The sequence below is a fragment of the Salegentibacter sediminis genome, assembly GCF_002078605.1.
Taxonomy (GTDB): Bacteria; Bacteroidota; Bacteroidia; order Flavobacteriales; family Flavobacteriaceae; genus Salegentibacter; species Salegentibacter sediminis.
In genome coordinates this window covers 77,754-103,620 of the sequence record NZ_MSJR01000007.1, presented here as the reverse complement: position 1 = coordinate 103,620, position 25,867 = coordinate 77,754, and the positions used below count along the sequence as shown (strand labels likewise).

Here is a 25,867-nt window from a genome sequence, read left to right as displayed (position 1 = left end):
TTAGAAGTTTAGTATTTTTGGGAGACTCCAAAATTTAATAAAAATGAAATATATTTTAATTCTTGCATTTAGCTTTTTGTTTTCTTTCCAGCTATCTGCCCAAAACAAAACCGAAAAAAAACCAAAACTGGTGGTTGGGATAGTGGTAGACCAAATGAGATATGATTATCTCACCAGATTTTGGGAACGTTATGGGGACGATGGCTTTAAAAGATTGATTAAGAATGGTTATAATTTTAAAAATCATCATTTTAACTATGTGCCTACTTATACCGGGCCGGGCCATGCTTCAGTGTGGACAGGAACAAGTCCTATGAATCACGGAATAATAGGGAACAGCTGGTTTAATAAATTTGAAGATCGGTTTGTTTATTGTGCCGGGGATGAAAGTGTGAAATCCGTAGGTACCAGCGATGATGCCGGGAAAATGTCTCCCCACAGGATGAAAACCACCAGTGTGGCAGATCAAAATAGGCTTTTTACCCAAATGAAGGGAAAAACAATAGGGGTAGCTTTAAAAGACCGGGGCTCAATCCTTCCGGCAGGACATACGGCCAATGCCGCGTACTGGTTCCACGGAAGAAATGAGGGGAAATGGATTACCAGTTCATTTTATATGGAAGAACTCCCACAGTGGGTGAAAGAATTTAATGCTTCAGATAAAGCAGAATCCTATTTTAAAACCTGGAATACCCTTTATGATATAGAAACATATGTTGAAAGCGGCGATGATATCAATGACTTTGAAGGTGGATTTAAAGGAAAATCTACGGCTTCTTTCCCTTATGATCTGGATAAACTAAAAAAAGAAAACGGGAATTACGAGATTATTAAAATTAGTCCCTTCGGAAGCGATCTTACCACCGATTTTGCCAAGGCTGCCATTGAAGGAGAAGAGCTTGGCCAGGATGAATATACCGATTTCCTTACCTTAAGCTATTCCAGTACCGATTACCTGGGACATAATTTCGGTGTGAATTCAAAAGAAGTTCAGGATGCCTATTTAAGATTAGATCATAATATCGCCGATATACTTGAGTATCTGGACGAAAAAGTAGGTCAGGGAAATTACACCATTTTCCTTACCGCCGATCATGGCGCGGTAGATGTGCCAGCCTACCTGCAATCGGTGAAGATCCCTGGGGGATATTTTAATGATGTAGATTTCACTGAAAAACTTCAGGATTTTGTTGCGGAAGAATTTGATGAAGAAGGGTTAATTATGAATGTTTCCAATGGGCAGGTATTTTTTAATTACCAAATACTGGAAGAAGCCGGAATTGAAGCAGAAAATCTGGAAAAAACCATCGCGGCCTATATTCTCAAACAGGAACAAATGGATAAAGTAATTACCAGAAGTCAACTTACATCGGGGAGCTACACCACGGGCATCCGGTCTTTATTGCAAAACGGCTTTAACCAGCGAAGGAGTGGCGATGTGATTTTTGTGCTGAATCCGGCTACTATAACTTATTCGAGAACAGGTTCCACCCACGGAAGCGGGTTAACTTACGATACCCATGCTCCTTTAATCTTTTATGGTGCAGGGGTGAAGCAAGGAAGTACTACTCAACGCTCAGAAATCCCTGATATCGCACCTACTGTTTCGGCTTTGCTGGGGATTGCTTTCCCTAATGGAGCTACCGGAAAACCACTCTTTATGATGCTTGATGAATAATTTAAAATAATTTACTGCGCATCTTTTTCCAGCGCAGCTTTCTTATAAAACGGCCTTCTTCTTCATTGGTAAGATAAGGCCGTTTTTCTTTCTTTGCTTTGAAAAAACCTTGCATATAATCACTGAAAAAGGATATTTTCCCTTTCCTTAAAGCAAGTTTGGCTGAAGCTATTAGGCTAATAATAAATCCATAACGCAGCCTGTAAAAGGCCTCGCCCTGGTTGTATTTTGAAGATTTGTTATAGTTTTTTCCGGTGGGTTTGAGGTGTTTCACCAGAAGCCTGTCGTTGGTTTTAATTTTCCAGCCATAATATTGTGCCAGAAGTTCGTCTAAAGTGTCCCATCCCATTGCAGGCTTTAAGCCGTCTATATCTTTAAAACAGGCTTTTCTGTAAGTTTTTAATGCTCCGCGAATATGATCTTTTCCGGTGAGGTTTTCCAGAACCCATTCACCGTTCTTCTCAATAACACAGAATCCACCGGCCATTCCTGTTTTTGGATCTTTGTGAAAATGCTCCGTGATGACCTCCAGGTAATTTTTCGGAAAAATTAAATCGGCATCAAATTTACAGATAAGTTCATAATCTTCATCAAGGCTTTCCAAGCCTTTATTAAAAGCGTTTATCACTTTACTTCCGGGTAGATGTTCTTCGCTTTCAGCACCTTTTTTTAGCAGGGATATTTCGGGATATTTTGAAGCGAATTCTGCTACAATTTCCGGAGTATTATCGGTAGACCCATCATCTACCACCACAATTCTATTTGCTTTAAAGCTTTGGTCAATTAGAGACTGGAGGGTTTTGCCAATGAAATTAGCTTCGTTATAGGCGGGAATAATTATATAGATCTTCAAATGCTGAACCTTAAAACTTACTGTCATTAAACTCTAAAAGAAAAACCTGGCTCAGGTTCTTTCAGCATAAATCGCATAGTATCTGGGGGTGAAATATCTTAAAACAGGCCTTAGCCCCAATTTATTGACCGGATTCGTCCATTTTTTCCTGCTTTTAATGGTCCATCCGGCCTTTTCCAAAAGCCAGTCAAATTGCCAATCCTCAAATTCATGAAAATGCCTGTCGCGCATATCGGTTTTGCTGCGGTAAGCACTCGAAAACCATAGTTTAAGAGGGACAGTTGCTACCAATTTTTTTGCTTTGATGTTGGCTAAAACGTTGTAAGGCGCCACCAAATGTTCAAAAATTTCAAAGGCAGTAACCACATTATATGTTGAGGTTTGCACGGCCTCGGTATGGAGATCGAGATCTTCTCCAGAGGTATTATCCACGTTAAAATTGTGGTTCCGCATGATTACACTAAATGGGTTTTCTACCCCTAGATCTAATATTTTTTCAGAAGGATCAATGTGGGCTTCCAAAAATTCCATCGTTTTTTTATAACGTTTATTAGGGAAGCTGTTTTCGTACATTTTAATATTGGTATACTATGGCATTGATATTCATTCCGGCACCTACACTGGCAAACATAATCACATCGCCCTTATTTAGCTCTTGATCGTCGATTTTACCCTTGCGAACCAAATCATAGAGCGTAGGCACTGTAGCCACACTGCTATTCCCCAATTCCTGAATAGTCATAGGCATTATATGATCGGGGACCGGTTCTTTGTGCATTCTGTAGAAACGCTTAATGATGGCATCATCCATTTTTTCGTTAGCCTGATGAATAAAAATCTTCTTGAGGTCTTTTATGTTTTTTCCGCTTTTTTCAAGACAGGATTTCATGGCTGCAGGAACGTGATTTAATGCAAATTCATAGATCTTGCGACCATTCATTTTAATATACCTTGTATCATCAGTTGCGCCCGTATTGTTTGATTTTCCGAAGAAAATATAATTGGCTTCACTAAAACTATGTGTAGCCGTTTCATGTGATAGGATGCCGCCCTCCTCTTCGGTGGCCTCCAGAACCGTTGCTCCGGCTCCATCTGAAAAGATCATAGAGTCTCTGTCGTGATGATCTACTACCCGGGATAAAGCCTCGGCGCCAATAACCAGACATTTTTTAGCCATCCCGGCCCTGATAAAAGCCTGTGCCTGTATCAATCCTTCGATCCAGCCCGGACATCCGAATAGAACGTCATAACAAACACACTTAGGGTTTTTAATACGTAAATGATATTTAACTCTGGTCGCAAGGCTGGGTACTGTATCGCTTTGGATATTATTTGCCTTAACATCACCATAGTTATGGGCAACGATTATATAGTCTAAAGTTTCCGGATCTGTTTTGGCATCTTCCAATGCCTTTTGTGCCGCAAGTGTCGCAATATCTGAGGTGGTTAGATTATCTTCGATATACCGTCTTTCTTCAATTCCGGTTATTGCTTTGAATTTCGCAATCGTGGTTTCATTATCATGCGGGAAACCAGAACCATCAGTATTTAAAAACTCATGCTCCTGAAAATCGGCATTTTTGGTAATAATGTTAGGGATATAACTTCCTGTGCCGCTTATTTTTATATTCATATGTCCGGGGCTTATCGGTTTAAGAACTAAATTAATAAAATGATCTGTAAAAGATATCTAATACCAATTTAATTTACATTATAAGACGAAAAATAAAGGCGAAACTTTCGTTTCGCCTTTATTTTTTATGCTTCGGCGTATTCTTCGGTGGGAGGGCAGGAGCACATTAGATTCCTGTCTCCAAAGGCTTCATCTACCCGTCTTACACTTGGCCAGAATTTATTGTCGGCGATGTAATCCAGCGGGAAAGCCGCTTTTTGTCTTGAATATGAGAATTTCCATTCATCAGAAGTAAGCATCGCTGCGGTATGTGGTGCATTTTTCAACACGTTATTGGTATCCTCTGCTGAGGTTTCTTTAATTTCCTTTCCAATAGAAATTAAAGCATCGCAAAACCGGTCCAACTCAGCCTTGCTTTCGCTTTCCGTAGGTTCTATCATTAAGGTTCCGGCTACAGGAAAAGAAACTGTAGGAGAGTGGAAGCCGTAATCTATTAGTCGTTTTGCGATATCGGTTACTTCAATTCCGTGGGCTTTAAAAGGCCGGCAATCCAGGATCATCTCGTGAGCTGCTCTTCCTCTTTCACCTGAATATAGGGTTTTGAAATATTCGTTCAGCCTTTCTTTTACATAATTGGCATTCAAAATAGCATATTCGGTAGCTTTCTGAAGACCTTTGCTTCCCAGCATTTTAATGTAACCATAAGAGATCAAACAAACCAGGGAAGAACCCCAGGGTGCAGAGGAGATCGCGCCAATGGCTTGCTCTCCGCCGGTTTTTATCACCGGGTTCCCCGGTAAGAATGGTTTTAGCTGTTCGGCTACACAAATTGGTCCCACTCCGGGACCGCCACCGCCGTGAGGAATAGCAAAAGTTTTATGTAAATTCAGGTGGCAAACATCAGCGCCAATAACACCGGGATTGGTTAGTCCTACCTGCGCATTCATATTGGCTCCGTCCATATAAACCTGCCCGCCATTCTCGTGAATAATAGTTGTGATCTCTCGAATAGCCGATTCAAAAACCCCATGGGTGGAAGGGTAAGTTACCATCAGTGCTGCTAGGTTGTCCTTATGCTTAATAGCTTTTTCCCTTAGATCGTCAACATCGATATTGCCATTTTCAGAGGCTTTGGTGACAACCACTTTCATTCCGGCCATCACTGCGGAAGCTGGATTGGTCCCGTGAGCCGAAGAGGGAATAAGACATATATTTCGGTGTCCTTCTCCACGCGATTCGTGGTAAGCTCTAATTACCATCAATCCGGCATATTCTCCTTGTGCCCCCGAATTGGGTTGTAAAGAGGTTGCCGAGAATCCCGTGATCTCATTTAATTGTTTCTCCAGTTCATGAAGCACAAAATGGTAACCTTGTGCCTGGTCCACCGGGGCAAAAGGGTGAATATTCCCCCACTGCGGATTGCTGAGCGGTAGCATTTCTGAAGCTGCATTTAGTTTCATTGTGCAGGATCCCAGCGAGATCATTGAATGGTTGAGAGAAAGATCTTTGCGCTCCAGTTTCTTGATGTAACGCATCAATTCGGTTTCAGAATGATAAGCGTTGAAAACCTCGTGGGTGAGAAAATCGGTTTTCCGTTTTAATTCAGCAGGTATTTTTTCCTCTTCTGAAAGTTCTTCAAGAGGAGATATATCCTTTGCTGCAAGTTGTGCGAAAACAGCCACAATATTATTGAGGTCCTCCAGATTGGTGGTTTCGTTCAGGGAGATAAGAACGGTTTCGGCATCAGGATAAAAGAAGTTTATCTCTTTTTTCTCTGCGATATCTTTTACATTGTTTGCATTAGCTTTTATCTGAAGCGTATCGAAGTAGGCAGAGTTTACTTGTTCAAATCCTAATTTCTTAAGTTCTTTCTCCAGGCTTACAGCTGAAGAATGAACTGTATCTGCAATATATTTTAATCCTTTGGGGCCGTGGTAAACGGCATACATACCTGCCATTACCGCCAGCAGAACCTGGGCGGTACAGATATTTGAAGTGGCCTTATCGCGTTTGATGTGTTGCTCACGGGTTTGCAGGGCCATTCGCAGGGCCTGATTGCCATCCATATCTTTGGTTACCCCAATGATCCTGCCGGGAATATTTCTCTTATATTCTTCTTTGGTAGCGAAAAAAGCCGCGTGAGGCCCACCATATCCAAGAGGGATTCCAAAACGCTGGCTAGTACCAACTACCACATCTACTCCCAATTCTCCTGGAGCCTGTAATTTAACCAGGCTGAGAATATCGGCCGCAACTGCGGTTTTTATTCCGGCATCCTGACATTTCGCAATAAAATCGGCGTAGTTGAATACCTGTCCTGATTTTCCGGGATATTGAACAAGAGCCCCGAAATATTCTTCTGAAAAATCAAACTCCTCATGATTGCCCACCACGATCTCTATTCCAAGAGGAATTGCACGGGTTTCAATTAAGGAAATACTCTGCGGTAAAACTTCTTCAGAAACAAAGAACTTGTTTATGTTTTCCTTCTTCTGCTTGCGATCTCTTAAAGCATGTAAAAGTGAAATAGCTTCTGCAGCTGCTGTAGATTCATCAAGTAGGGAAGCATTGGCGATCTCCATTCCTGTAAGGTCGCTTACCATTGTCTGGAAGTTCAAAAGAGCTTCGAGTCTTCCCTGGGCGATCTCTGCCTGGTATGGGGTGTACGCCGTATACCAACCGGGGTTTTCTAAAATGTTCCGTTGGATCACCGCCGGCATTATAGACTGGTGGTAGCCAAGGCCTATATAACTCTTGAAAACTTTATTCTTTGCAGCAAGTTTCCCAATGTGCTCGGCATATTGGTGTTCACTTAAAGCAGGAGGAAGGTTTAAAGGAGATTTTAAGCGGATATCATCCGGAATTGTTTCGTATATTAATTGCTCGAGGGAGTCTACGCCTATGGTTTGAAGCATGTCCTGTAGATTGCTTTCTTTAGGGCCTATGTGGCGTAGTGCAAAAGAATCTGTTCTCATTAAAATAAAGTTGTGTTTTGTGATGCAAAATTACGGATTTTAAACTTAATTTTTTAAAATTTAGAGTCTAGACTTGTTAAGATTTTACAGCTCTTAACCCACTGAATTCAGATTGTTTATTTTAGCCCGGTGAAGCCTTTTAAGAATATTTTTGATTTGTATGTAAACAGTAGTGTCCATGTGGCTTTGGCGGTGGTCGCCTTAAGTTTATTGAGCTATCTGGAATATGGGCTCAACGCCGATTTTCTCCTGCTTATTTTTATCTTCCTCGGAAGCATTACCGGCTACAATTTTGTCAAATATGCAGGCCTTGCAAAACTTCATCATAGAAGCCTTGCCCGAAACCTCCGTTTTATCCAGGTGTTTTCCTTTTTGGTTTTCCTTGGTTTGATTTATATCGCTTTTCTTCAAAGCCGGGGAGTCTTGTTGATGAGTGCTCTGCTGGGGCTTTTCACGCTTTTATATGCAGCTCCTGTGTTAACGCAAAACAGAAGTCTACGAGATCTGGCTGGGATTAAAATTTTTATTATTGCGGTGGTCTGGGCCGGGGTGAGCGTGATTCTTCCCTTGCTTGACCATCCTGAAGTTAGTATAATAGATAAGGTCCTTATGCTACTTCAAAGAGCTCTCTTTATAATAGTGATCACCTTACCCTTCGAAATAAGAGATCTGGAATTCGATGCAGCACATTTGGTTACTATTCCGCAGAAAATTGGTGTGAAAAAAACCCGCCTGTTGGGCTGGTTATTGTTATTTGTGGTTCTTGGGCTGGAATTATTAAAACGACAATTTCAAATAGTGAATTTTGGTGCTCTTGCAGGGGCGGCCTTCTTAAGTGCTTATGCCCTGGGGCTGGCTAATAAGAAACAAACTCAATATTTCGCTGCATTCGGGGTAGAAGCTCTGCCTATTGCCTGGGTACTACTATGGTTCAGCTTGAAGATGAGCCTTGTTTGGATATTTCCTGTTTTAGCTTCTCTTTAATATCTCGTTTCTCTTCACTAGTGCAGGCTTTAATCCTTGCTTTTTTGATTAATTGAGTGAGTTTGGAGTTTTTTGCAGAATAATCTCTGCATTTTTTGCAAAACAGATTATGAATAATAATGCTGGTTTTTTCCCTTATACTGGCCTCATTGTACTCTTTTTTGTCACAACAGTTGGCGGCATCGGAGCAATTGAGAATGAAAAATTTAGGTTTCTGCATAATTAAAGCCATTTTTTTTCTAAACAGGTGGCGAGAGCCGTTCGGGCTCTGTGAATTATTACCCAAAGATTAGACGGGGTGATTTTGAATTCATTACACACCGCTTCAGTATCGGCACCATCTATTGTTTTCATTTTAAATATTGCAGCATGTTTCGGGTTGATTTCGTCCAGGCACTCCAAAATGGCTAACCTCAGTTCTTCGTTTTCCATTTCATCTTCCGCACTGCGGTCAAAATCGTCAGCTACTTGCTCCTCGAGCCATTCCCCGTTGTTTTCGTCATCAGAATAATTTATGCGTACTTCGGCCTTTCCTTTTTGCGAATTAATCCTACGGTAATAATCAATAACCTTTCGTTTAAGGATAGAAATAAGCCAGGTGCGCTCAGAAGCTTTGCCCAAAAAGTTGTCTTTGGAATTAAGGCCGGCAAGAAAAGTTTCAGAAACCAGGTCGTTAGCAATCTCGCGATCGTTCACCCGAACAATTGCGTAATTAAAAAGGTAGTCGGCGTATTTGTCTACCCATTTATTGGGATCTAACTTATGTTTAGGCATGGTTTCTTGAATGTCCTTCCAAAATTAACAACTTTCCACCGATTTATAGTTATAAAAAATATAAGTTTAAATAGGGGGAAACCGGGTAATTGGTTGAAATCACTCAAAAACCCGGCCCTGTATTTCTATTTCTTCAGCAAGCCTGCTCTTTTTAATAAAGCATCCGGACTGGGCTCTTTCCCACGGAAACGTTTGTAAAGTGTCATAGGATGCTCGGTACCACCACGAGAAAGGATTACCGACTTAAATTTATTGGCAACCTCTCTGCTAAAAATCCCGTGCTCCTGGAAAAATTCAAAAGTATCGGCGTCGAGAACTTCGGCCCACTTATAGGAGTAGTACCCTGCTGAATAACCACCCTGAAAGATGTGTGAAAAAGCGGTGCTCATACAGTTTTCGGGAACATCCGGATATAATTTTGTGGGTTCAAAAGCTTTGTCTTCATGAGCTTTTACATCAGTAATATCGGTTGGGTCTATGCCGTGCCAGCTGAGATCCAGTAATCCAAAACTGAGTTGGCGTAGGGTTGCCATGCCTTCGTGGAAATTAGCCGATTCTTTTATCTTTTGAACCAGTTCCATAGGAATAATTTCTCCGGTTTCGTAGTGTTTAGCAAAGAGCTCAAGTGCCTCTTTTTCATAACACCAGTTTTCCAACACCTGGCTGGGAAGCTCTACAAAATCCCAGTAAACATTTGCTCCAGAAAGGCTTGGATAGATTGTGTCTGCCAGCATCCCGTGCAAGGCATGCCCAAATTCGTGGAAAAGGGTAGTGACTTCGTTGAAAGTTAACAGCGAAGGTCGGGTTTTTGAAGGTTTGGTGAAATTGCAAACTATTGATATATGTGGCCTTTCCTGTTTTCCGTCCTTTATATATTGTGATTTGTAACCGGTCATCCAGGCACCATCGCGTTTCCCGGGTCTGGGATGAAAATCGGCATAAAAAAGTGCAATTGGCTTGCCTTCTTCATCACTTACCTGGTATGTTTTTACATCTGGGTGATAAATGTCAATATCGGTTACCTCATCGAATTTAAGTCCGTACAATCTTCCGGCGATTTCAAAAACTCCATCAATCACATTTTCCAGCTTAAAATAGGGTTTTAGTTTTTCGTCGTCGAGATTAAAACGCTTTTGCTTAAGTTTTTCAGAATAAAAAGCGGCATCCCATTTTTCAAGCCGATCTATATTATCTAATTCTTTGGCAAAATTTTCCAGCTCGTTGAATTCCTCCTGGGCAGCCGGTTTTGCTTTTTCCAATAACTCTTCCAAAAAGTCGTTCACCTTTTCGGGCGTTTCTGCCATTCTTTCTTCAAGCACAAAATGGGCGTGAGTCTTGAAGCCAAGCAGCTGTGCCCTTTTATATCTAAGCCGTACAATTTGCAGAACATTTTCCCGGTTATCAAGTTCATCCCCGTGAAAAGCTTTAGAGCCGAAAGCCAGAGCCATTTTCTTGCGCAGCTCACGATTTTCTACATATTTCATAAAGGGTAGGAAACTTGGGTATTCTAAAGTGAAGATCCATCCTTCTTTTCCCCTGCTTTGAGCTACAGAACTTGCTTCCTCCATGAAACTCTCGGGGAGACCCTTCAAATCTTCTTCGCGGGTGATTTGAAGTTCAAATTTGTTAGTCTCAGCAAGAACATTCTCCCCAAATTTTAGGCTAAGGGAAGATAGTTGCTTATCGATTTTTCTTAGCTCCTCCTGTTTTTCTACAGGCAGGTTAGCTCCGTTTCTTGCAAAAGCCTTATATTTTTTGTCAAGGAGCGTTTGTTGCTCTGCACTTAACTCCAGCTTATCTTTTTGATTATAAACGGCTTTTACACGTTCAAAAAGGGCTTTGTTCAGAATGATATCATTTCTAAATTCCGACAATAAGGGGGACACTTCCTGAGCGATCTCCTGGATCTCCTTATTGGTTTCAGCCGAATTTAAATTGAAGAAAATACTGGTAACCCTATCGAGTTGTTTTCCTGAAAACTCAAGGGCTTCAATAGTGTTTTTAAAATCGGGTTTGTCTTCTGTTTTTGTTATTGCCTCGATTTCCCTGCGAGCCATTTCAATGGCTTCTGTAATGGCCGGTTTAAAATGCTCATTTTTAATAGCGGAAAAGGGGGCATATTCGAAGTCCTGTAATAGAGGATTTGAGTTATTCATAGATTGAAATTGACGTTTTTATAAAAATTATTAACGCAAAAGAGTGGTTTTTAACAAAATTATGTATATTCGAAGCTGAATTAAGAAAGTATTGGCAGTGCGATCTTCTTTTAAAGTTTTTCTGGATTAATATTTTAGAATGGTTAATAAATTATTTTACAGATTTTAGAACTAACACTGCTATAGGCCACGTCGAAAGACGTGGCTTTTTTTATTTCTCTTTCTTAAGTTTTTCAGCTCCATCGATCACTTTCTGCTTGAGACCTTCCTTATAAAAAATCACCTTATCTAAGGTGCATTTATCTGCAGTCCCTATGATTTGCGCAGCCAGGATGCCTGCATTTTTTGCCCCGTTTAGGGCTACCGTGGCCACAGGCACGCCGCCAGGCATTTGCAGGATGGAAAGCACAGAATCCCAGCCATCTATGGAGTTGCTGGATTTTACTGGTACTCCTATAACCGGAAGGGGAGATAAAGAAGCGATCATACCCGGTAAATGTGCAGCTCCACCGGCACCGGCAATAATTACTTTAATCCCTCGCTCGTGTGCTTTTTTTCCGTATTCGAATAATTTTTCGGGAGTTCGGTGGGCTGAAACGATGTCAACTTCAACTTCAATGTCAAAACCCTTTAATATGTCGATGGCGTCCTGCATCACCGGCATATCGCTGGTGCTTCCCATAATTACTGCTACTTTACTCATATTACTTGCTTATTACTTTTATTGAGTTTTTAACTTTCTCGGCGACCTTTCTGGCTTCAGCCAAATCCTTATTCACTATAGTCACGTGGCCCATTTTTCTAAAAGGACGGGTTATCTTTTTCCCATAGATATGGGGGGTAACCCCTTCCATTTCCAGGATCTTTTCGATATTTTTATAAACCACCTCACCTTCGTGATCTTTATCCCCAACTAAATTTACCATAATTCCACCAACTTTGCTTTCAGTATTTCCCAGGGGCAGGTCCAAAATGGCTCTAATTTGCTGTTCAAACTGGTTGGTATAGGAAGCTTCAATACTGTAGTGACCGCTGTTGTGTGGTCGTGGTGCAACTTCATTGACCAGGATTTCATCATCTTCGGTCTGGAACATTTCTACGGCCAGAAGTCCAACGTGATTAAAGGCTTTGGAAACTTTTTCTGCAAGTTTCCTTGCTTTTTCTGCCATCTTTTCGTCGATCCTGGCAGGGCAGATAACATATTCCACCTGGTTGGCCGTAGGATGAAATTCCATTTCTACCACTGGGTAGGTCTTGATCTCTCCGGAAGGATTTCTGGCCACAATTACGGCCAGTTCGTTTTTAAACGGAATAAGGCTTTCGGCAATACATTGACCGTTTGTAATTTGCTCAAGATCTTCTTTAGTTTTTATAACAGCAACCCCTTTCCCGTCATAACCGCCGGTAGCACTTTTCCAAACAAATGGCAGGGCTAGATTTTCTTTTTCAACAGCCGCGAGTAAGTCTTCCTTAGTGTTGAAAACCTCAAAAGCTGCGGTTGGAATATCTTTCTCTTTATAAAATTTCTTCTGAACCGCTTTATTCTGGATTTTATCTAAGGTATCTGCCGAAGGCCAGGTCTTTACCCCTTCTTTTTCGAGTTGTCTAAGCGCGTCTATGTTTACGCCTTCAATTTCAAAGCTAAGCACATCTACCTTCCTTCCGAAGTTTAAAACCGTTTCATAATCCATAAGATCACCCTGTTCAAAATAATTGCAGGAAATCCTGCAGGGAGCTTCCGGGCTGGGGTCCAAAACATGGGTGTGAATATCGAACTTACGGGTTTCGTAAAGCATCATTTTCCCCAGCTGTCCTCCGCCGAGGATACCGAGTTTAAAATCTGAAGAAAAATAATTTCGCATAAAAATTTCCTGTTTACGCAAAAATAAATTTTTAAGGCGTATTGCCCTACTTAATCTTACATAATTCGGCTAAGCTAGTAATAGAGAATCCTTATCTTTGCGTTTTTAAAAAATTTCAGTTTTGATAAAATTACACGATCTCAGTTTCGAACCATATATTTCAGAAGAAGAAATCGATGCAGCCATCACCCGGGTTGCCGCTCGTTTAAATGAAGATTACAAGGGAGAAAATCCTATTTTTTTAGGGGTGTTGAACGGTGCTTTTATGTTCGCTTCTGAAGTGATTAAGAGATTTAAAGGTGACTGCGAGGTGAGTTTTGTGAAGCTGGGATCCTACCAGGGAACCGAATCAACCGGGGATGTACAAACCCTGCTAGGCTTAAATCACTCTTTGAAAGGTAGAAAAGTGATCCTTCTTGAAGATATTGTAGACACCGGAAATACCTTGAATACTATTAATGGGATTCTGGAAGAAGAAGGTGTGGCAGGATATGAAGTGGCAACTTTGTTCTACAAACCCGAGGCTTATAAACGAGAATTCAATATTAAATATGTGGGACTTGAAATTCCCAATAAATTTATTGTAGGTTACGGATTAGATTATGATGGTCTTGGCCGAAATCTGCGGCAGGTATATAAACGCAAAGAAAACAAAATGACAAATTTGGTATTGTTCGGACCTCCCGGGGCCGGAAAAGGAACTCAGGCAACAATTTTAAAAGAAAAATACAAGCTGGTGCATATCTCTACCGGCGATGTGTTTAGATATAATATTAAAAACCAAACTGAGCTTGGGCTTAGTGCAAAGGCTTTTATCGATCGTGGCGAACTTGTGCCCGATGAGGTTACCATCAATATGCTTAATGCTGAAGTGGTTAAAAATGAAGGTTGCAATGGTTTTATTTTTGATGGTTTTCCCCGTACCGAGGCTCAGGCAGATGCCCTTGAAGCTCTCCTACAGGAAAAAGACACCGAAGTTAGTGCAATGATCGCCCTGGAAGTGGAAGATCACGTGCTTGTTGAGCGCCTTCTGGAGCGCGGAAAAACTTCAGGTAGGCCTGATGATGCCGATGAAACCGTGATAAGAAACCGAATCAAGGTTTATTATGATGAAACCGCAATTCTAAAGGAATACTATAAGAAACAAGACAAATACTATGGTGTCGATGGGGTAGGTTCTATTGATGAGATCACTGCACGACTTAGTGCCGTGGTAGACGAATTGATGAAGAAATAATATCGCGAATTTAAAGGCGAAAATAAGATTGAAATATGACTGAAGGGAATTTTGTTGATTATGTGAAGATTCACGTGGCCTCCGGAAAAGGAGGGAAAGGTTCTGCACATTTACACCGCGAAAAATATATCACCAAAGGTGGCCCCGATGGGGGAGATGGTGGTCGTGGTGGTCATGTGATTATAAAAGGCAACAAGAATCTCTGGACGCTTTTTCACTTAAAATTCAAAAGACACGTAAAAGCTGAACACGGCGGGAATGGGTCTAAGCAGCGCAGTTCCGGGGCCGATGGCTCTGATGAATATATAGAAGTGCCCCTGGGTACCGTTATCCGGGATACCGATACTCAAAAAATCCTCCATGAGATTACTGAAGATGGCCAGGAAATTATCGTCGCCGAAGGCGGAAAAGGTGGACTTGGTAACTGGCACTTTAGAAGTTCTACCAATCAAACTCCCCGTTATGCCCAACCTGGGATTGATGGTGAATTGGTAGATATAACCCTGGAGCTCAAAATTCTTGCAGATGTTGGCCTGGTTGGCTTCCCAAATGCAGGGAAATCTACTTTACTTTCGGTAATTACCGCGGCAAAGCCTAAAATTGCCGATTACGAATTTACCACCCTTAAACCCAATCTTGGAATCGTGGAATATCGCGATTTCAAAACCTTTGTAGTAGCGGATATTCCAGGGATTATCGAAGGTGCTGCTGAAGGAAAAGGGATAGGCCATCGATTTTTGAGGCATATTGAGCGCAATTCCACTTTACTCTTTCTTATTCCGGCTGATGCTCCCGATATCATAGAACAATACGAGGTCCTTTTAGACGAATTGAGACGTTATAACCCCGAAATGTTGGTAAAAGACCGATTGGTGGCCATTTCAAAAAGCGATATGCTTGATGCCGAACTCAAAGCCGAGATTAAAGCTGAATTGGATGAAAGATTAAACGCCTCCTGGTTGTTTATCTCCTCTGTTGCCCAACAAGGACTTCAGGAATTAAAGGACAGGTTGTGGGAAATGCTTAACAAGGAGCCTGTTTAATTCTTGTTAATACCTGAGGTTTGCCCCTCATTTTTCTGTAATTTTAAGCTGATACATTAAAAATACAGACCTCATGAGGGCTCTACCAATACTTCTTGTTTTTTTATTTCTTATGTCCTGTAATGCTCCACAAGCGGTGTATGATTACGACCAGGAAATAAATTTTTCTAATTATTCAACTTACGCACTTTTTCCCGATTTTCAGTCGGGCTTAAGTCAATTGGATGAAAAACGTCTCCTGACAAGCCTTGAAAATCAACTTCGGCAAAAAGGTTTCTCTGTTTCTTCGGAAGCAGATATGTATGTGAATGTCTATACCGATGAATTCCAGGAGCTAAGCCGCAATAGTCTTGGAGTTGGAGTAGGCGGCGGAGGCCGTAATGTGGGGGTTGGAGTTTCAGGAGGAATTCCCCTGGGTGGCCCTGAAACCTACCTGCAAATCACCTTCGATTTTATTGATGTAAAAGCCGATTCCCTTATTTGGCAGGCGGTGGTAGAAAGCAAATTTAATCCGGATGCTTCTCCCCAGCAGCGACAGGCCCAGTTTGAAAAGATAGTTCAGAAAGCCCTGGAAGGCTATCCACCCAAAAAGTAGTAAAAACCTGTTGGAATTGAGATTACCTTAATCTGTCCTGATAGCTGTCGGCTTTTATTCAGAGTCCTACCAAAGTGAAGTAAAAGGAATTCATCATTACACGATAAAAAGTTCGACTTATTAATATGAGCATGATGAGATGCCGGATCAAGTCCGGCATGACGATTGTTTCATTGTTGTAGTCGTCACCCTGAAGTTGATTCAGGGTCTCATAAACTTGCTTTAAATTAAGGCATGAATATTCCCTCTAAAGGCTCCTTACGCTGCCGGGAGATCCCCCGGCCCTTTTGTGGGTAATTTAGATTTTCCCATTAGGAATTTATCTACGTGAAAAGCTGCTTCCCTACCCTCGGAAATCGCCCAGACAATTAGGGACTGTCCTCTGCGCATATCGCCGGCTGCAAAAATGTTGGGGACATTGGTCTGGTAATTTCTTTCGGCTTTAATATTGGTTCGGGTGTCTTCTTCTAAACCTAATTGTTCAGCGAGGCTTTTTTCTGGACCTGTAAAACCCAGGGCCAGGAGAGCAAGATCACAGGGCCATTCTTTTTCAGAATCTGGTACCTCTTGTAATTGAGGTCTCCCATTTTCTCCCTTTACCCATTCGATATTTACTGTTTTCAAAGCCTTTAAATTTCCCTCTTTATCTTTGATAAATTCTTTGGTAGAAATACTCCAGTTTCGGTTTACGCCTTCCTCATGAGAAGAAGTTGTCTTTAAGGTGAAGGGCCAGTAAGGCCAGGGATTCTCTTTGCTTCGTTGTTGCGGTGGCATAGGCATGATCTCAAAATTAGTAACCGATTTTGCACCGTGGCGGTTGGAAGTGCCAACGCAATCTGAGCCGGTATCACCCCCCCCGATAACGATAACATCTTTTCCTTTAGCAGATAAGTCTTCGGTCATTTCGGCCAGGCCATCTACCACTTGGTTGTTCCGCTTTAAAAAGTCCATAGCCTGTACCACCCCTTTGGTATCTGCACCTGGGATAGGTAATTTTCTACGTTGGGTTGCGCCTCCACATAGCACAATTGCATCAAAATCCTTTAATTTTTCGATATCATAGTTCTTTCCCACTTCGGCCCCGGTTTCAAATTTTATACCTTCTTCCTCCATTATTTTCAACCTGCGGTCAATAATATGCTTTTCCATCTTAAAATCGGGAATCCCATAGCGTAGTAAACCTCCTGCTTTTTGATCTCTTTCTAATACAGTTACCGAGTGTCCGGCGCGGTTAAGCTGCTGTGCTGCGGCAAGGCCCGCCGGACCTGAGCCAACTACTGCTACTTTTTTTCCTGTGCGGTGTTTCGGGATTTGTGGAGTGATCCATCCTTCCTTAAATCCACGTTCCACGATGTATTTCTCAATAAGTTCGATAGACACCGGGGGTTCGATAATTCCCAGCACACAGGAAGATTCGCAGGGAGCCGGGCATAATCTTCCTGTAAATTCAGGGAAATTATTTGTGGAGTGTAAAATTTTCAGGGCTTTTTTCCAGTCGTTCCGGTAAACCGCATGATTGAAATCAGGGATGAGGTTGCCCAAAGGACATCCGCTGTGACAAAAAGGGATGCCGCAGTCCATACAACGGGCTCCCTGATCCTGGAGCTCCTCTTTACTCAGATCTTTGGTGAATTCCTGGTAATTTTTAACTCGTTTGGAGACTTCAATAGTATCTTCCGTTCGTCGTTCGTATTCTAAAAATCCTCTTAGTTTTCCCATTCTTATGCTGTTTTCAGTTCTGCTTCGGCATTTCTCAATTTCTCTTCCTCCAGTAGTTTCAATGCTTTTTTATATTCGGTAGGCATTACTTTTATGAATTTACCCGCGTTTTCTTCCCAGTTATCGAGAATTTCTGTTGCGAGTTCACTATCTGTATAGGCTTTGTGTTTTTCAATAAGTTCTTTTATTTCTGCTTTATTTTCTGCGGAAGCTTCTTCCAGTTCGATCATTTCCATATTAAAATTATTATGATCGAGTTTATCTTCAGGATTAAAAATATATGCGATTCCTCCGCTCATCCCTGCTGCAAAATTTCTTCCTATTTTACCCAGGATCACCGCTATTCCTCCGGTCATGTATTCACAGCCGTGGTCTCCAATTCCTTCGATCACTGCTTTAGCTCCTGAATTTCTTACACAGAAACGTTCACCACCGATCCCGTTGATGAAAGCTTCCCCGTTAATAGCACCATAAAGGGCGACATTCCCAATAATCACATTTTCATGAGATTTAAAACTTGCTGTTTTTGGTTTTTTAACGCTAAGGGTGGCCCCGGAAAGTCCTTTTCCGAAGTAATCGTTGGTATTGCCAATAACATGGAGGCTCACACCTTTTGTGGTAAATGCTCCAAAACTCTGGCCTGCCGATCCTGTGAAATTTAGGTTTAAGGTATTTTCAGGGAGACCTTTCTCTCCGTGTATTTTAGATATCTCATTGCTTAAAATGGCGCCGGTAGTCCTGTTTATATTACTGATTTCAAAATCAAGGCTCATTTTTTCTTTCCGGTAAATAGAGGGGTGTGCCTGCTTTAGAATCTCAAAATCAAGCACATTTTCGAGATTATGTTGCTGTTTTTGAGTATTGTAAAGTGGCATATCTTCATCAATCTTCGGTTTATACAGAATATTGGATAGGTCGATACCCTGGGCTTTGTAATGTTCTATGGCGCGATTCATATCGAGTTTTTGGTTTTGCCCCACCATTTCGTTTATACTTCTGAAACCGAGACTTGCCATGATCTCTCTTAATTCCTGGGCGATGAAATACATGAAGTTGATCACATCTTCCGGGGTACCCTTGAATTTCTTTCTAAGTTCGGGGTCTTGCGTGGCAATACCTACCGGGCAGGTGTTGAGGTGGCAGGCGCGCATCATTATGCAACCTGAAGCTACCAGTGGCGCTGTAGAAAATCCAAATTCCTCTGCGCCCAGTAAACAGGCGATAGCTACATCCCGTCCCGTTTTTAACTGCCCGTCACATTCAACCACGATCCGGTTTCGTAAATTATTTAAGAGCAGGGTTTGTTGGGCTTCCGCGATTCCCAGCTCCCAGGGCAAACCTGCGTGTCTTAAAGAGGTAAGGGGAGAGGCCCCGGTACCTCCGTCAAAACCGGAGATCAAAACCACATCGGCTTTTGCTTTCGCAACCCCTGCTGCGATTGTGCCTACACCAACTTTTGAAACCAGTTTAACGTTAATGCGTGCTTCGCGATTAGCATTTTTAAGATCAAAAATGAGCTGTGCGAGATCTTCTATAGAATAAATATCATGGTGTGGTGGTGGGGAGATCAAGCCTACATACGGAGTGGAATTTCGGGTTTTGGCGATGTCTGGATTAACCTTTTGTCCCGGCAGCTGGCCGCCTTCACCGGGTTTAGCCCCCTGGGCCATCTTTATTTGAATCTCACTGGCGCTGCTTAGATAATTAATAGAAACACCAAATCGGCCTGAAGCTACCTGTTTTATTGCTGAATTTCTCCAATTACCGTCAAGGTCTTTATTGAATCGCTGGGGGTCTTCACCGCCTTCTCCCGAATTGCTTTTTCCTTTCATCCTGTTCATCGCAATGGCCAGGTTTTCGTGTGCCTCCTTGCTGATGGAACCGAAAGACATCGCCCCGGTTTTAAATCGTTTTACAATTTCTGTCCAGGGTTCAACTTCGTCTATTGGAATTGGATTGAGATCTTTGAACTTAAACATACCGCGCAAGGTCATTAAGGCCTCGTTCTGGTCGTTAATGAGTTTTGAATATTCCTGGTAACTCTTAGGGTTATTTTGTTTTACAGCTTGCTGGAGTTTTGCGACACTGGCAGGGTTAAACATATGCCGTTCCCCGTTTCTTCGCCAACGGTAATCGCCACCTATATCAAGATCCAGCCCTGTGTCGGTTTCGGGGGGTTGAAAGGCTGCCTCAAAGCGCTTCTGGATTTCCTTTTCGATTTCGTATAATCCAATCCCTTCGATACGGGTTGGGGTATTACTAAAATATTTGTCGACAAATTTTTGATTAAGACCAAGGATCTCAAAAATCTGTGCACCACGGTACGAATGCAGGGTGGAGATCCCTATTTTGTTCATGATCTTCACAATCCCTTTTCCTATGGCTTTGTTGAAATTCTGAACTGCTTCTTCAGCGTCTTCCATATCAATTTCATTGTCTTCCACCAGCTGATGAATAATTTCATTCACCATATATGGGTTTATCGCACTGGCACCATAACCAAATAGAAGAGCAAAATGATGAGGTTCCCTTGGCTCGGCCGATTCGATCACAATTCCGAAGGAAGATCTCCTGTTATATTTTTTCACCCGGTGATGAACAAAAGAGCAGGCCAGGAGTGAAGGAATTGGAGCCAGTTTGGGATTCACATTTCTGTCGCTAAGAATGATCACATTACAGCCACGATCTACCGCATTATTGATCTCATATATTATTTCATCCAGGCGGGTCTCCAGACCGTTAAGCCCTTTTTCAGCTTCATATAAAATAGAAATCGATTCGGTTTTAAAATCGGGCTGATCAATGTATTTGATCTTATCGAGATCCTCGTTGGAAATCACAGGATTTTGTATGCGGAGTTTCTTCGCTTGCTCCGGAATAATATCGAAGATATTACGATCTTCTCCAATGGCCAGGCTAATGTCTGTTACGATTTCTTCCCTGATCCCATCCAGAGGTGGGTTGGTAACCTGGGCAAATAACTGTTTGAAATAATTGAAGAGGAGTTGCGGTTTATCTGAAAGTACTGCCAGGGGGATATCTGCTCCCATAGAGCCTATAGCTTCCTTGCCAAGAGTTGCCATGGGGGTGATAATGGTGCTGATATCTTCCAGGGTATAACCGAAAAGTTTCTGCCTGGTGTTAAAGTCAATTTTTTCCCGGGGGGTTTTATTTCCTGTATAGGGTACCTCTGCCAGGGGCAGCAGGTTGTTGTTTAACCATTTCCGGTAGGGCCTTTCTGAAACGATCTTGCTTTTCACTTCTTCGTCCCTGACTATCCTGCCTTCGTTCATATCTACCAGAAACATCCTACCGGGCTCGAGACGGCCGTGAAGTTCAACATTTTCTGGTTTGATATCCATTACTCCCGTTTCAGAAGACATAATTACATAACCGTCTTTAGTGAGCGTATAACGGGAGGGCCTAAGTCCATTTCTGTCCAGTAAGGCTCCAATGTAATTTCCGTCGGTAAACGGAATGGAAGCAGGGCCATCCCAGGGTTCCATAATACATGCATTGTATTCATAAAAAGCTTTCTTCTCCTCGCTCATAGAGGGATTCTTCTCCCAGGCTTCGGGCACCATCATCATAATGGCTTCCGGCAGCGAGCGACCGGTTTGAAGCAATAATTCCAATACGGTATCCATAGAAGCAGAATCTGATTTACCATCGGCGGTTATAGGGACGATCTTTTTTAGATCTTCGCCAAAGACTTCGCTTTCAAAAAGTTCTTCTCTGGCTTTCATCCTGCTAAGGTTTCCTCTAAGTGTGTTTATTTCTCCATTATGACACATATACCTGAAGGGCTGTGCCAGATCCCAGGTAGGGAAGGTGTTAGTCGAAAAACGTTGATGAACCAGGGCTAGTTTGGTTACTACCCCGGGTTCATTTAAATCTTTATAATAGACATTAATGTCCTGGGGCATCAAAAGACCTTTATAGATTATGGTATTGGTAGAGAGACTTGGTAGGTAGAAAGTATCAGCTTCAGAGAGTTCTGATTTCTCAATGCGGTGTTCGGCAATCTTCCGGGCTGCAAAAAGCCTGGCATTAAAGGTAGCTGCTGAAATTTCTTCGTCTTTGCCAATAAATACCTGCTGCATATTTGGCTCAGAAAGGGAGGCGATACTACCCAGGCAGGCTCTGTTAACCGGCACCTCACGCCAACCGATGATATTAAGCCCCTGGCCGGTAATTTCTTCTTCAAAGATTTCTTTACAGATATTTCGTTGATTGACCGCCCTGGGTAGAAAAACCATGCCTACCGCATACTCCTTGAAATCAGGAAGCTTGAATTCACAGTTTTCCTTAAAAAAATCATGAGGAATCTCTATGAGAATCCCGGCGCCATCCCCGGTTTTCCCATCGGCACTTACCGCACCCCGATGTTCTAACCTGATGAGGATATCAATAGCCTTATGAATTATATCATTAGTGCGTTTTCCTTTAAGATTGCAAATAAATCCTGCTCCACAATTATCATGCTCAAATTCGGGAGAATAGAGCCCCTGCTTTTTTAATTTCATGTCCTTATCGTCCTTAAGTAATTTTCGCTAAATTACCCAAAACCATAAAGAAAAAGAGGTGTATTAATGTTAAATCAGAAATAAATTCATTAAAAACAATTAAATCGATATAAAATGATAATCACTTAATTTGAGAAGGGATGCATTAAAAATCTTTTAAAATAGATCGATGGTATTAGGAGCGAAAAAAGCCCGGAACCAAAAAATGGGCCGGGCTTTTCTATCTAAATTAAGAATAATTAGTCCTTGAGAATAGAACGCGAAATTACTATTTTCTGAATTTCAGAAGTGCCTTCATAGATCTGAGTGATCTTGGCATCTCTCATTAAACGCTCTACGTGATATTCTTTAACATAACCATTTCCACCGTGGATCTGTACAGCTTCTATAGCCACATCCATTGCTGTTTTTGAGGCATGGAGCTTTGCCATAGCTCCTGAAAGGTCATAATTCTGATGTTGATCTTTGTCCCAGGCAGCTTTCATCACCAAATGTTGTGCTGCTTCGATTTGGGTGTGCATATCTGCCAGTTTGAAGGCGATAGCCTGGTGATTACAGATTTCGGTTCCAAAGGCTTTTCTTTCTTTGGAGTATTTTTTGGCTAACTCATAGGCGCCCGATGCAATTCCAAGAGCCTGTGCCGCGATTCCAATTCTTCCTCCCGAAAGGGTTTTCATTGCAAATTTAAATCCGAAACCATCTTCGCCTATTCTGTTTTCTTTGGGAACTTTAACATCGTTGAAATTAAGAGAATGTGTATCGCTACCCCTAATTCCCAATTTTTGTTCTTTTGGTCCTATTTCAAAACCTTCCCAACCTTTTTCAACGATAAAAGCGTTGATACCCTTATGTTTTTTCTCCCGATCGGTTTGGGCAATCACCAGATAATAATCGGCGGTTCCTCCGTTAGTGATCCAGTTTTTTGTCCCGTTTAAAAGATAGTGGTCGCCTTTGTCTATTGCCGTTGTTTTTTGAGAAGTAGCGTCACTTCCTGCTTCGGGTTCTGATAGACAAAAGGCGCCTAATTTTTCTCCGGTTGCAAGTTTTGTGAGATATTTCTCTTTTTGTTCAGGGCTGGCGTAGGTGTCAAGGCCCCAGCAAACGAGCGAATTGTTTACCGACATGACAACCGATGCTGAAGCGTCGATCTTGGAAATTTCTTCCATTGCCAGTACGTAGGAAACAGTGTCCATTCCTCCGCCGCCATATTCCGGGGAGGCCATCATTCCCAGAAACCCAAGTTCACCCATCATCTTCACCTGTTTTGCGGGAAACTCTTGTTTTTCATCACGTTCGATAACGCCGGGCAGGAGTTCGTTTTTGGCGAAATCACGTGCCGCATCGCGTATCATTATATGTTCTTCTGTTAGTTTGAAATCCATATTAATTTTGTTTAAGGAATACCTAAATTTGGTTCCCAAAGATAACTTTTTGATGTGTAATATTCAATTTACTTTCATTAATTTTACGAATATGAAAAAAGCGAATTATAAAATTTTAGGAGTAATGTCGGGAACATCCCTGGATGGTATCGACCTGGTGTATGTGAATTTTGATTATAAAAATGAATGGTCTTATAAGATCCTGAAGGCCGAAACCAGCCCCTATCCTCTTAATTGGCAGGAAACTTTGGCTGCGGCCATAAATTTTTCAGAAGAAAGACTTGAGGATCTCAACCTTAAATATACCCAGTATCTTGCAGAGGTGATTTCTCTATTCATTGAAAAACATCATATCACCGATCTCGATGCCATTTGCAGTCACGGACATACTATTAAACATGAGCCCGAAAACCAGTACACCCTCCAAATCGGTAATTTGGAAAAGCTGGCTTATCTAACCGGACAAAAGGTGGTTTGTGACTTTCGGGTACAGGATGTAAAACTAGGCGGCCAGGGAGCTCCCCTGGTTCCAATAGGAGATCGACTCTTATTCTCAGAATATAAATATTGCCTTAATCTGGGTGGATTCGCCAATATTTCTACGGAAGAGAAGGGAGACCGAATCGCTTACGATATTTGCGCAGTAAACACTGTGTTGAATCATTACGCCAAAAAGCTTGGGAAGGAATTTGACGAAGGCGGAAAATTAGCCTCCGCCGGGGAATTAAATGAAAAACTTTTAAAAGAACTGAATCAACTTCCTTTTTACGCGCAAAAACCACCAAAATCTCTCGGAATGGAATGGGTTTCAGAAGAACTATTCCCCGTTCTGGAGAAATATGAGGAGGATATCCCAGCCATTATACATACCTATTCTGTGCATATAGCTCAACAAATTGCAAGGGTTTTGGATAGGGATGAAAACTCGAATGTGTTGGTTACCGGGGGAGGTGCTTTCAATAGTTTTATTATAAAGGAATTAAAGGATAATTCTCCCTGCCATTTTACCATACCATCAAAAGAAATTATCGATTATAAAGAGGCCTTGATTTTTGGTTTGCTGGGAGTACTTAAAATCAGGGGTGAAATTAACACGCTCAAGTCTGTAACTGGTGCGGAAAAAGACCATTCGGCAGGAGTGATTTTTGAACTATAAATTTTATTGAAAAACCAATAATATGTAACTTAGTTTATATATTTGCTAAAAACTACACCAAAAATGAAGGAATTATTAAAAGTATATGAAAATAAGGAGCCGGAAATTGTATTTCACTGGCGGGATTCTGAAACCGATGCCGAAGGCTGGACGGTCATAAATTCATTACGTGGAGGTGCCGCCGGTGGCGGTACCCGTATGCGACCGGGCCTTGATGAAAATGAGGTGCTATCCCTTGCGAAAACCATGGAAGTGAAATTTACTGTTTCAGGGCCCGCAATTGGGGGAGCAAAGTCTGGGATAAATTTTGATCCTAACGATCCACGAAAAAAGGGCGTCCTGGAACGCTGGTATAATGCGGTTTCCCCACTTCTGAAAAGCTATTATGGCACCGGGGGCGATCTTAATGTAGATGAAATTAACGAAGTGATTCCAATTACCGAAAACTGTGGGGTTTGGCATCCGCAGGAAGGGGTTTTTAATGGACATTTTAAACCAAGTGAGGCCGATAAAATTAACAGGATCGGCCAGTTACGCCAGGGTGTGATTAAGGTTCTTGAAAATACGAATTACTCCCCCGATACGAGTCGTAAATATACCGTGGCAGATATGATTACCGGCTATGGAGTTGCAGAAGCAGTAAAGCATTACTATGGTATTTATGGTGGAGAAGTAAAAGGTAAACGAGCCATAGTCCAGGGCTTTGGCAATGTAGGCTCTGCTGCTGCTTATTATCTCGCGCAAATGGGTGTTAAGATTGTCGGCATTATTGACCGTGAAGGCGGTTTGATCAACCAGGAAGGTTTTTCTTTTGAAGAGATAAAAGAATTGTTTCTCAATAAAGAAGGGAATACCCTTAAGCACCCTAATCTCATCCCTTTTCAGGAGATAAACGAAAAAATATGGCAACTGGATGCAGAAGTATTTGCTCCCTGTGCGGCTTCACGATTAATCAATAAAGAACAAATTACCAGTTTAATCGAGCGAAAACTGGAGGTGGTATCTTCGGGCGCAAATGTACCTTTTGCCGATGAAGAGATCTTTTTTGGGCCGATTATGGAATATACTGATGAAAAAGTTAGCCTTATTCCCGATTTCATCGCCAACTGTGGAATGGCTCGGGTATTTGCTTATTTTATGGAGGGAAGGGTACAAATGACCGATGAATCTATCTTTAATGACACCTCCATGACCATAAAAAATGCTATTCAGAATACCTTCAATAGCAATAGCAGTAAAACGGATGTAAGCAAAACAGCCTTTGAGATTGCCCTGAAACAATTGGTGTAAATAT

The 25,867-nt window shown here is 41.8% G+C and carries 18 protein-coding genes; 7 read left to right on the top strand and 11 right to left on the bottom strand.

What is annotated here, in order from left to right; genetic code table 11:
* Positions 1 to 43: 43 nt before the first annotated feature.
* A complete protein-coding gene (gene pafA / locus BUW93_RS11250) occupies positions 44 to 1,678 on the top strand; it encodes an alkaline phosphatase PafA (RefSeq protein WP_081211798.1) in 1,635 nt (544 codons plus the stop codon).
* Between the two features lies 1 nt (position 1,679).
* Here pafA and BUW93_RS11245 read toward each other — a convergent pair whose 3' ends face one another.
* From BUW93_RS11245 to gcvP, 4 genes are all read right to left on the bottom strand, one after another.
* Positions 1,680 to 2,531, bottom strand: coding sequence for a glycosyltransferase (locus BUW93_RS11245; protein ID WP_081211882.1), 852 nt, complete (start codon positions 2,529 to 2,531; stop codon positions 1,680 to 1,682).
* Between the two features lie 51 nt (positions 2,532 to 2,582).
* On the bottom strand, positions 2,583 to 3,104 hold the full coding sequence (locus BUW93_RS11240) for a class I SAM-dependent methyltransferase (RefSeq protein ID WP_081211797.1): 522 nt from the start codon (positions 3,102 to 3,104) through the stop codon (positions 2,583 to 2,585).
* A 1-nt stretch (position 3,105) separates the two neighbouring features.
* Positions 3,106 to 4,164 (bottom strand): 3-oxoacyl-ACP synthase III family protein, encoded by a 1,059-nt coding sequence (locus BUW93_RS11235; protein WP_081211796.1) that lies wholly within the window; start codon positions 4,162 to 4,164, stop codon positions 3,106 to 3,108.
* A gap of 125 nt (positions 4,165 to 4,289) precedes the next feature.
* The gene (gcvP, locus tag BUW93_RS11230) at positions 4,290 to 7,139 is read right to left on the bottom strand and encodes an aminomethyl-transferring glycine dehydrogenase (protein WP_081211795.1); all 2,850 of its coding nucleotides are present in this window, start codon (positions 7,137 to 7,139) and stop codon (positions 4,290 to 4,292) included.
* 129 nt (positions 7,140 to 7,268) lie between these two features.
* Here gcvP and BUW93_RS11225 point away from each other — a divergent pair, with 129 nt between their 5' ends.
* Positions 7,269 to 8,123, top strand: coding sequence for a UbiA prenyltransferase family protein (locus BUW93_RS11225; protein WP_081211794.1), 855 nt, complete (start codon positions 7,269 to 7,271; stop codon positions 8,121 to 8,123).
* Between the two features lie 222 nt (positions 8,124 to 8,345).
* On the opposite strand, the gene BUW93_RS11220 is transcribed toward BUW93_RS11225, so the two are convergent.
* From BUW93_RS11220 to BUW93_RS11205, 4 genes are all read right to left on the bottom strand, one after another.
* Positions 8,346 to 8,897 carry a sigma-70 family RNA polymerase sigma factor gene (locus BUW93_RS11220; RefSeq protein ID WP_081211793.1) on the bottom strand — a complete coding sequence of 184 codons (552 nt, stop codon included), beginning with the start codon at positions 8,895 to 8,897 and terminating at the stop codon, positions 8,346 to 8,348.
* Between the two features lie 125 nt (positions 8,898 to 9,022).
* On the bottom strand, positions 9,023 to 11,053 hold the full coding sequence (locus BUW93_RS11215) for a M3 family metallopeptidase (protein ID WP_081211792.1): 2,031 nt from the start codon (positions 11,051 to 11,053) through the stop codon (positions 9,023 to 9,025).
* Between the two features lie 211 nt (positions 11,054 to 11,264).
* Positions 11,265 to 11,756, bottom strand: a complete 492-nt coding sequence (purE, locus tag BUW93_RS11210; RefSeq protein ID WP_081211791.1) for a 5-(carboxyamino)imidazole ribonucleotide mutase — start codon at positions 11,754 to 11,756, stop codon at positions 11,265 to 11,267.
* A 1-nt stretch (position 11,757) separates the two neighbouring features.
* Positions 11,758 to 12,915, bottom strand: coding sequence for a 5-(carboxyamino)imidazole ribonucleotide synthase (locus tag BUW93_RS11205; protein ID WP_081211790.1), 1,158 nt, complete (start codon positions 12,913 to 12,915; stop codon positions 11,758 to 11,760).
* 121 nt (positions 12,916 to 13,036) lie between these two features.
* Here BUW93_RS11205 and BUW93_RS11200 point away from each other — a divergent pair, with 121 nt between their 5' ends.
* The 3 genes from BUW93_RS11200 (at position 13,037) to BUW93_RS11190 (ending at position 15,790) form a co-directional block, all read left to right on the top strand.
* Positions 13,037 to 14,152 carry an adenylate kinase gene (locus BUW93_RS11200; protein ID WP_081211789.1) on the top strand — a complete coding sequence of 372 codons (1,116 nt, stop codon included), beginning with the start codon at positions 13,037 to 13,039 and terminating at the stop codon, positions 14,150 to 14,152.
* Between the two features lie 35 nt (positions 14,153 to 14,187).
* Complete coding sequence (gene obgE, locus BUW93_RS11195) at positions 14,188 to 15,195, top strand: GTPase ObgE (protein ID WP_081211788.1); 1,008 nt, start codon at positions 14,188 to 14,190, stop codon at positions 15,193 to 15,195.
* 73 nt (positions 15,196 to 15,268) lie between these two features.
* The gene (locus BUW93_RS11190; RefSeq protein ID WP_081211787.1) at positions 15,269 to 15,790 is read left to right on the top strand and encodes a DUF4136 domain-containing protein; all 522 of its coding nucleotides are present in this window, start codon (positions 15,269 to 15,271) and stop codon (positions 15,788 to 15,790) included.
* A 258-nt stretch (positions 15,791 to 16,048) separates the two neighbouring features.
* Here BUW93_RS11190 and BUW93_RS11185 read toward each other — a convergent pair whose 3' ends face one another.
* The 3 genes from BUW93_RS11185 to BUW93_RS11175 all read right to left on the bottom strand — a co-directional run bounded on the left by BUW93_RS11185 (position 16,049) and on the right by BUW93_RS11175 (position 23,417).
* A complete protein-coding gene (locus BUW93_RS11185; RefSeq protein ID WP_081211786.1) occupies positions 16,049 to 17,509 on the bottom strand; it encodes a glutamate synthase subunit beta in 1,461 nt (486 codons plus the stop codon).
* Between the two features lie 2 nt (positions 17,510 to 17,511).
* Complete coding sequence (gene gltB, locus BUW93_RS11180; RefSeq protein WP_081211785.1) at positions 17,512 to 22,035, bottom strand: glutamate synthase large subunit; 4,524 nt, start codon at positions 22,033 to 22,035, stop codon at positions 17,512 to 17,514.
* 239 nt (positions 22,036 to 22,274) lie between these two features.
* Positions 22,275 to 23,417, bottom strand: coding sequence for an acyl-CoA dehydrogenase (locus tag BUW93_RS11175; RefSeq protein WP_081211784.1), 1,143 nt, complete (start codon positions 23,415 to 23,417; stop codon positions 22,275 to 22,277).
* 91 nt (positions 23,418 to 23,508) lie between these two features.
* Between BUW93_RS11175 and BUW93_RS11170 the strand changes: the two genes are divergently transcribed.
* On the top strand, positions 23,509 to 24,573 hold the full coding sequence (locus BUW93_RS11170; RefSeq protein ID WP_081211783.1) for an anhydro-N-acetylmuramic acid kinase: 1,065 nt from the start codon (positions 23,509 to 23,511) through the stop codon (positions 24,571 to 24,573).
* Between the two features lie 63 nt (positions 24,574 to 24,636).
* Complete coding sequence (locus tag BUW93_RS11165) at positions 24,637 to 25,863, top strand: Glu/Leu/Phe/Val dehydrogenase dimerization domain-containing protein (protein WP_081211782.1); 1,227 nt, start codon at positions 24,637 to 24,639, stop codon at positions 25,861 to 25,863.
* Positions 25,864 to 25,867 lie beyond the last annotated feature (4 nt).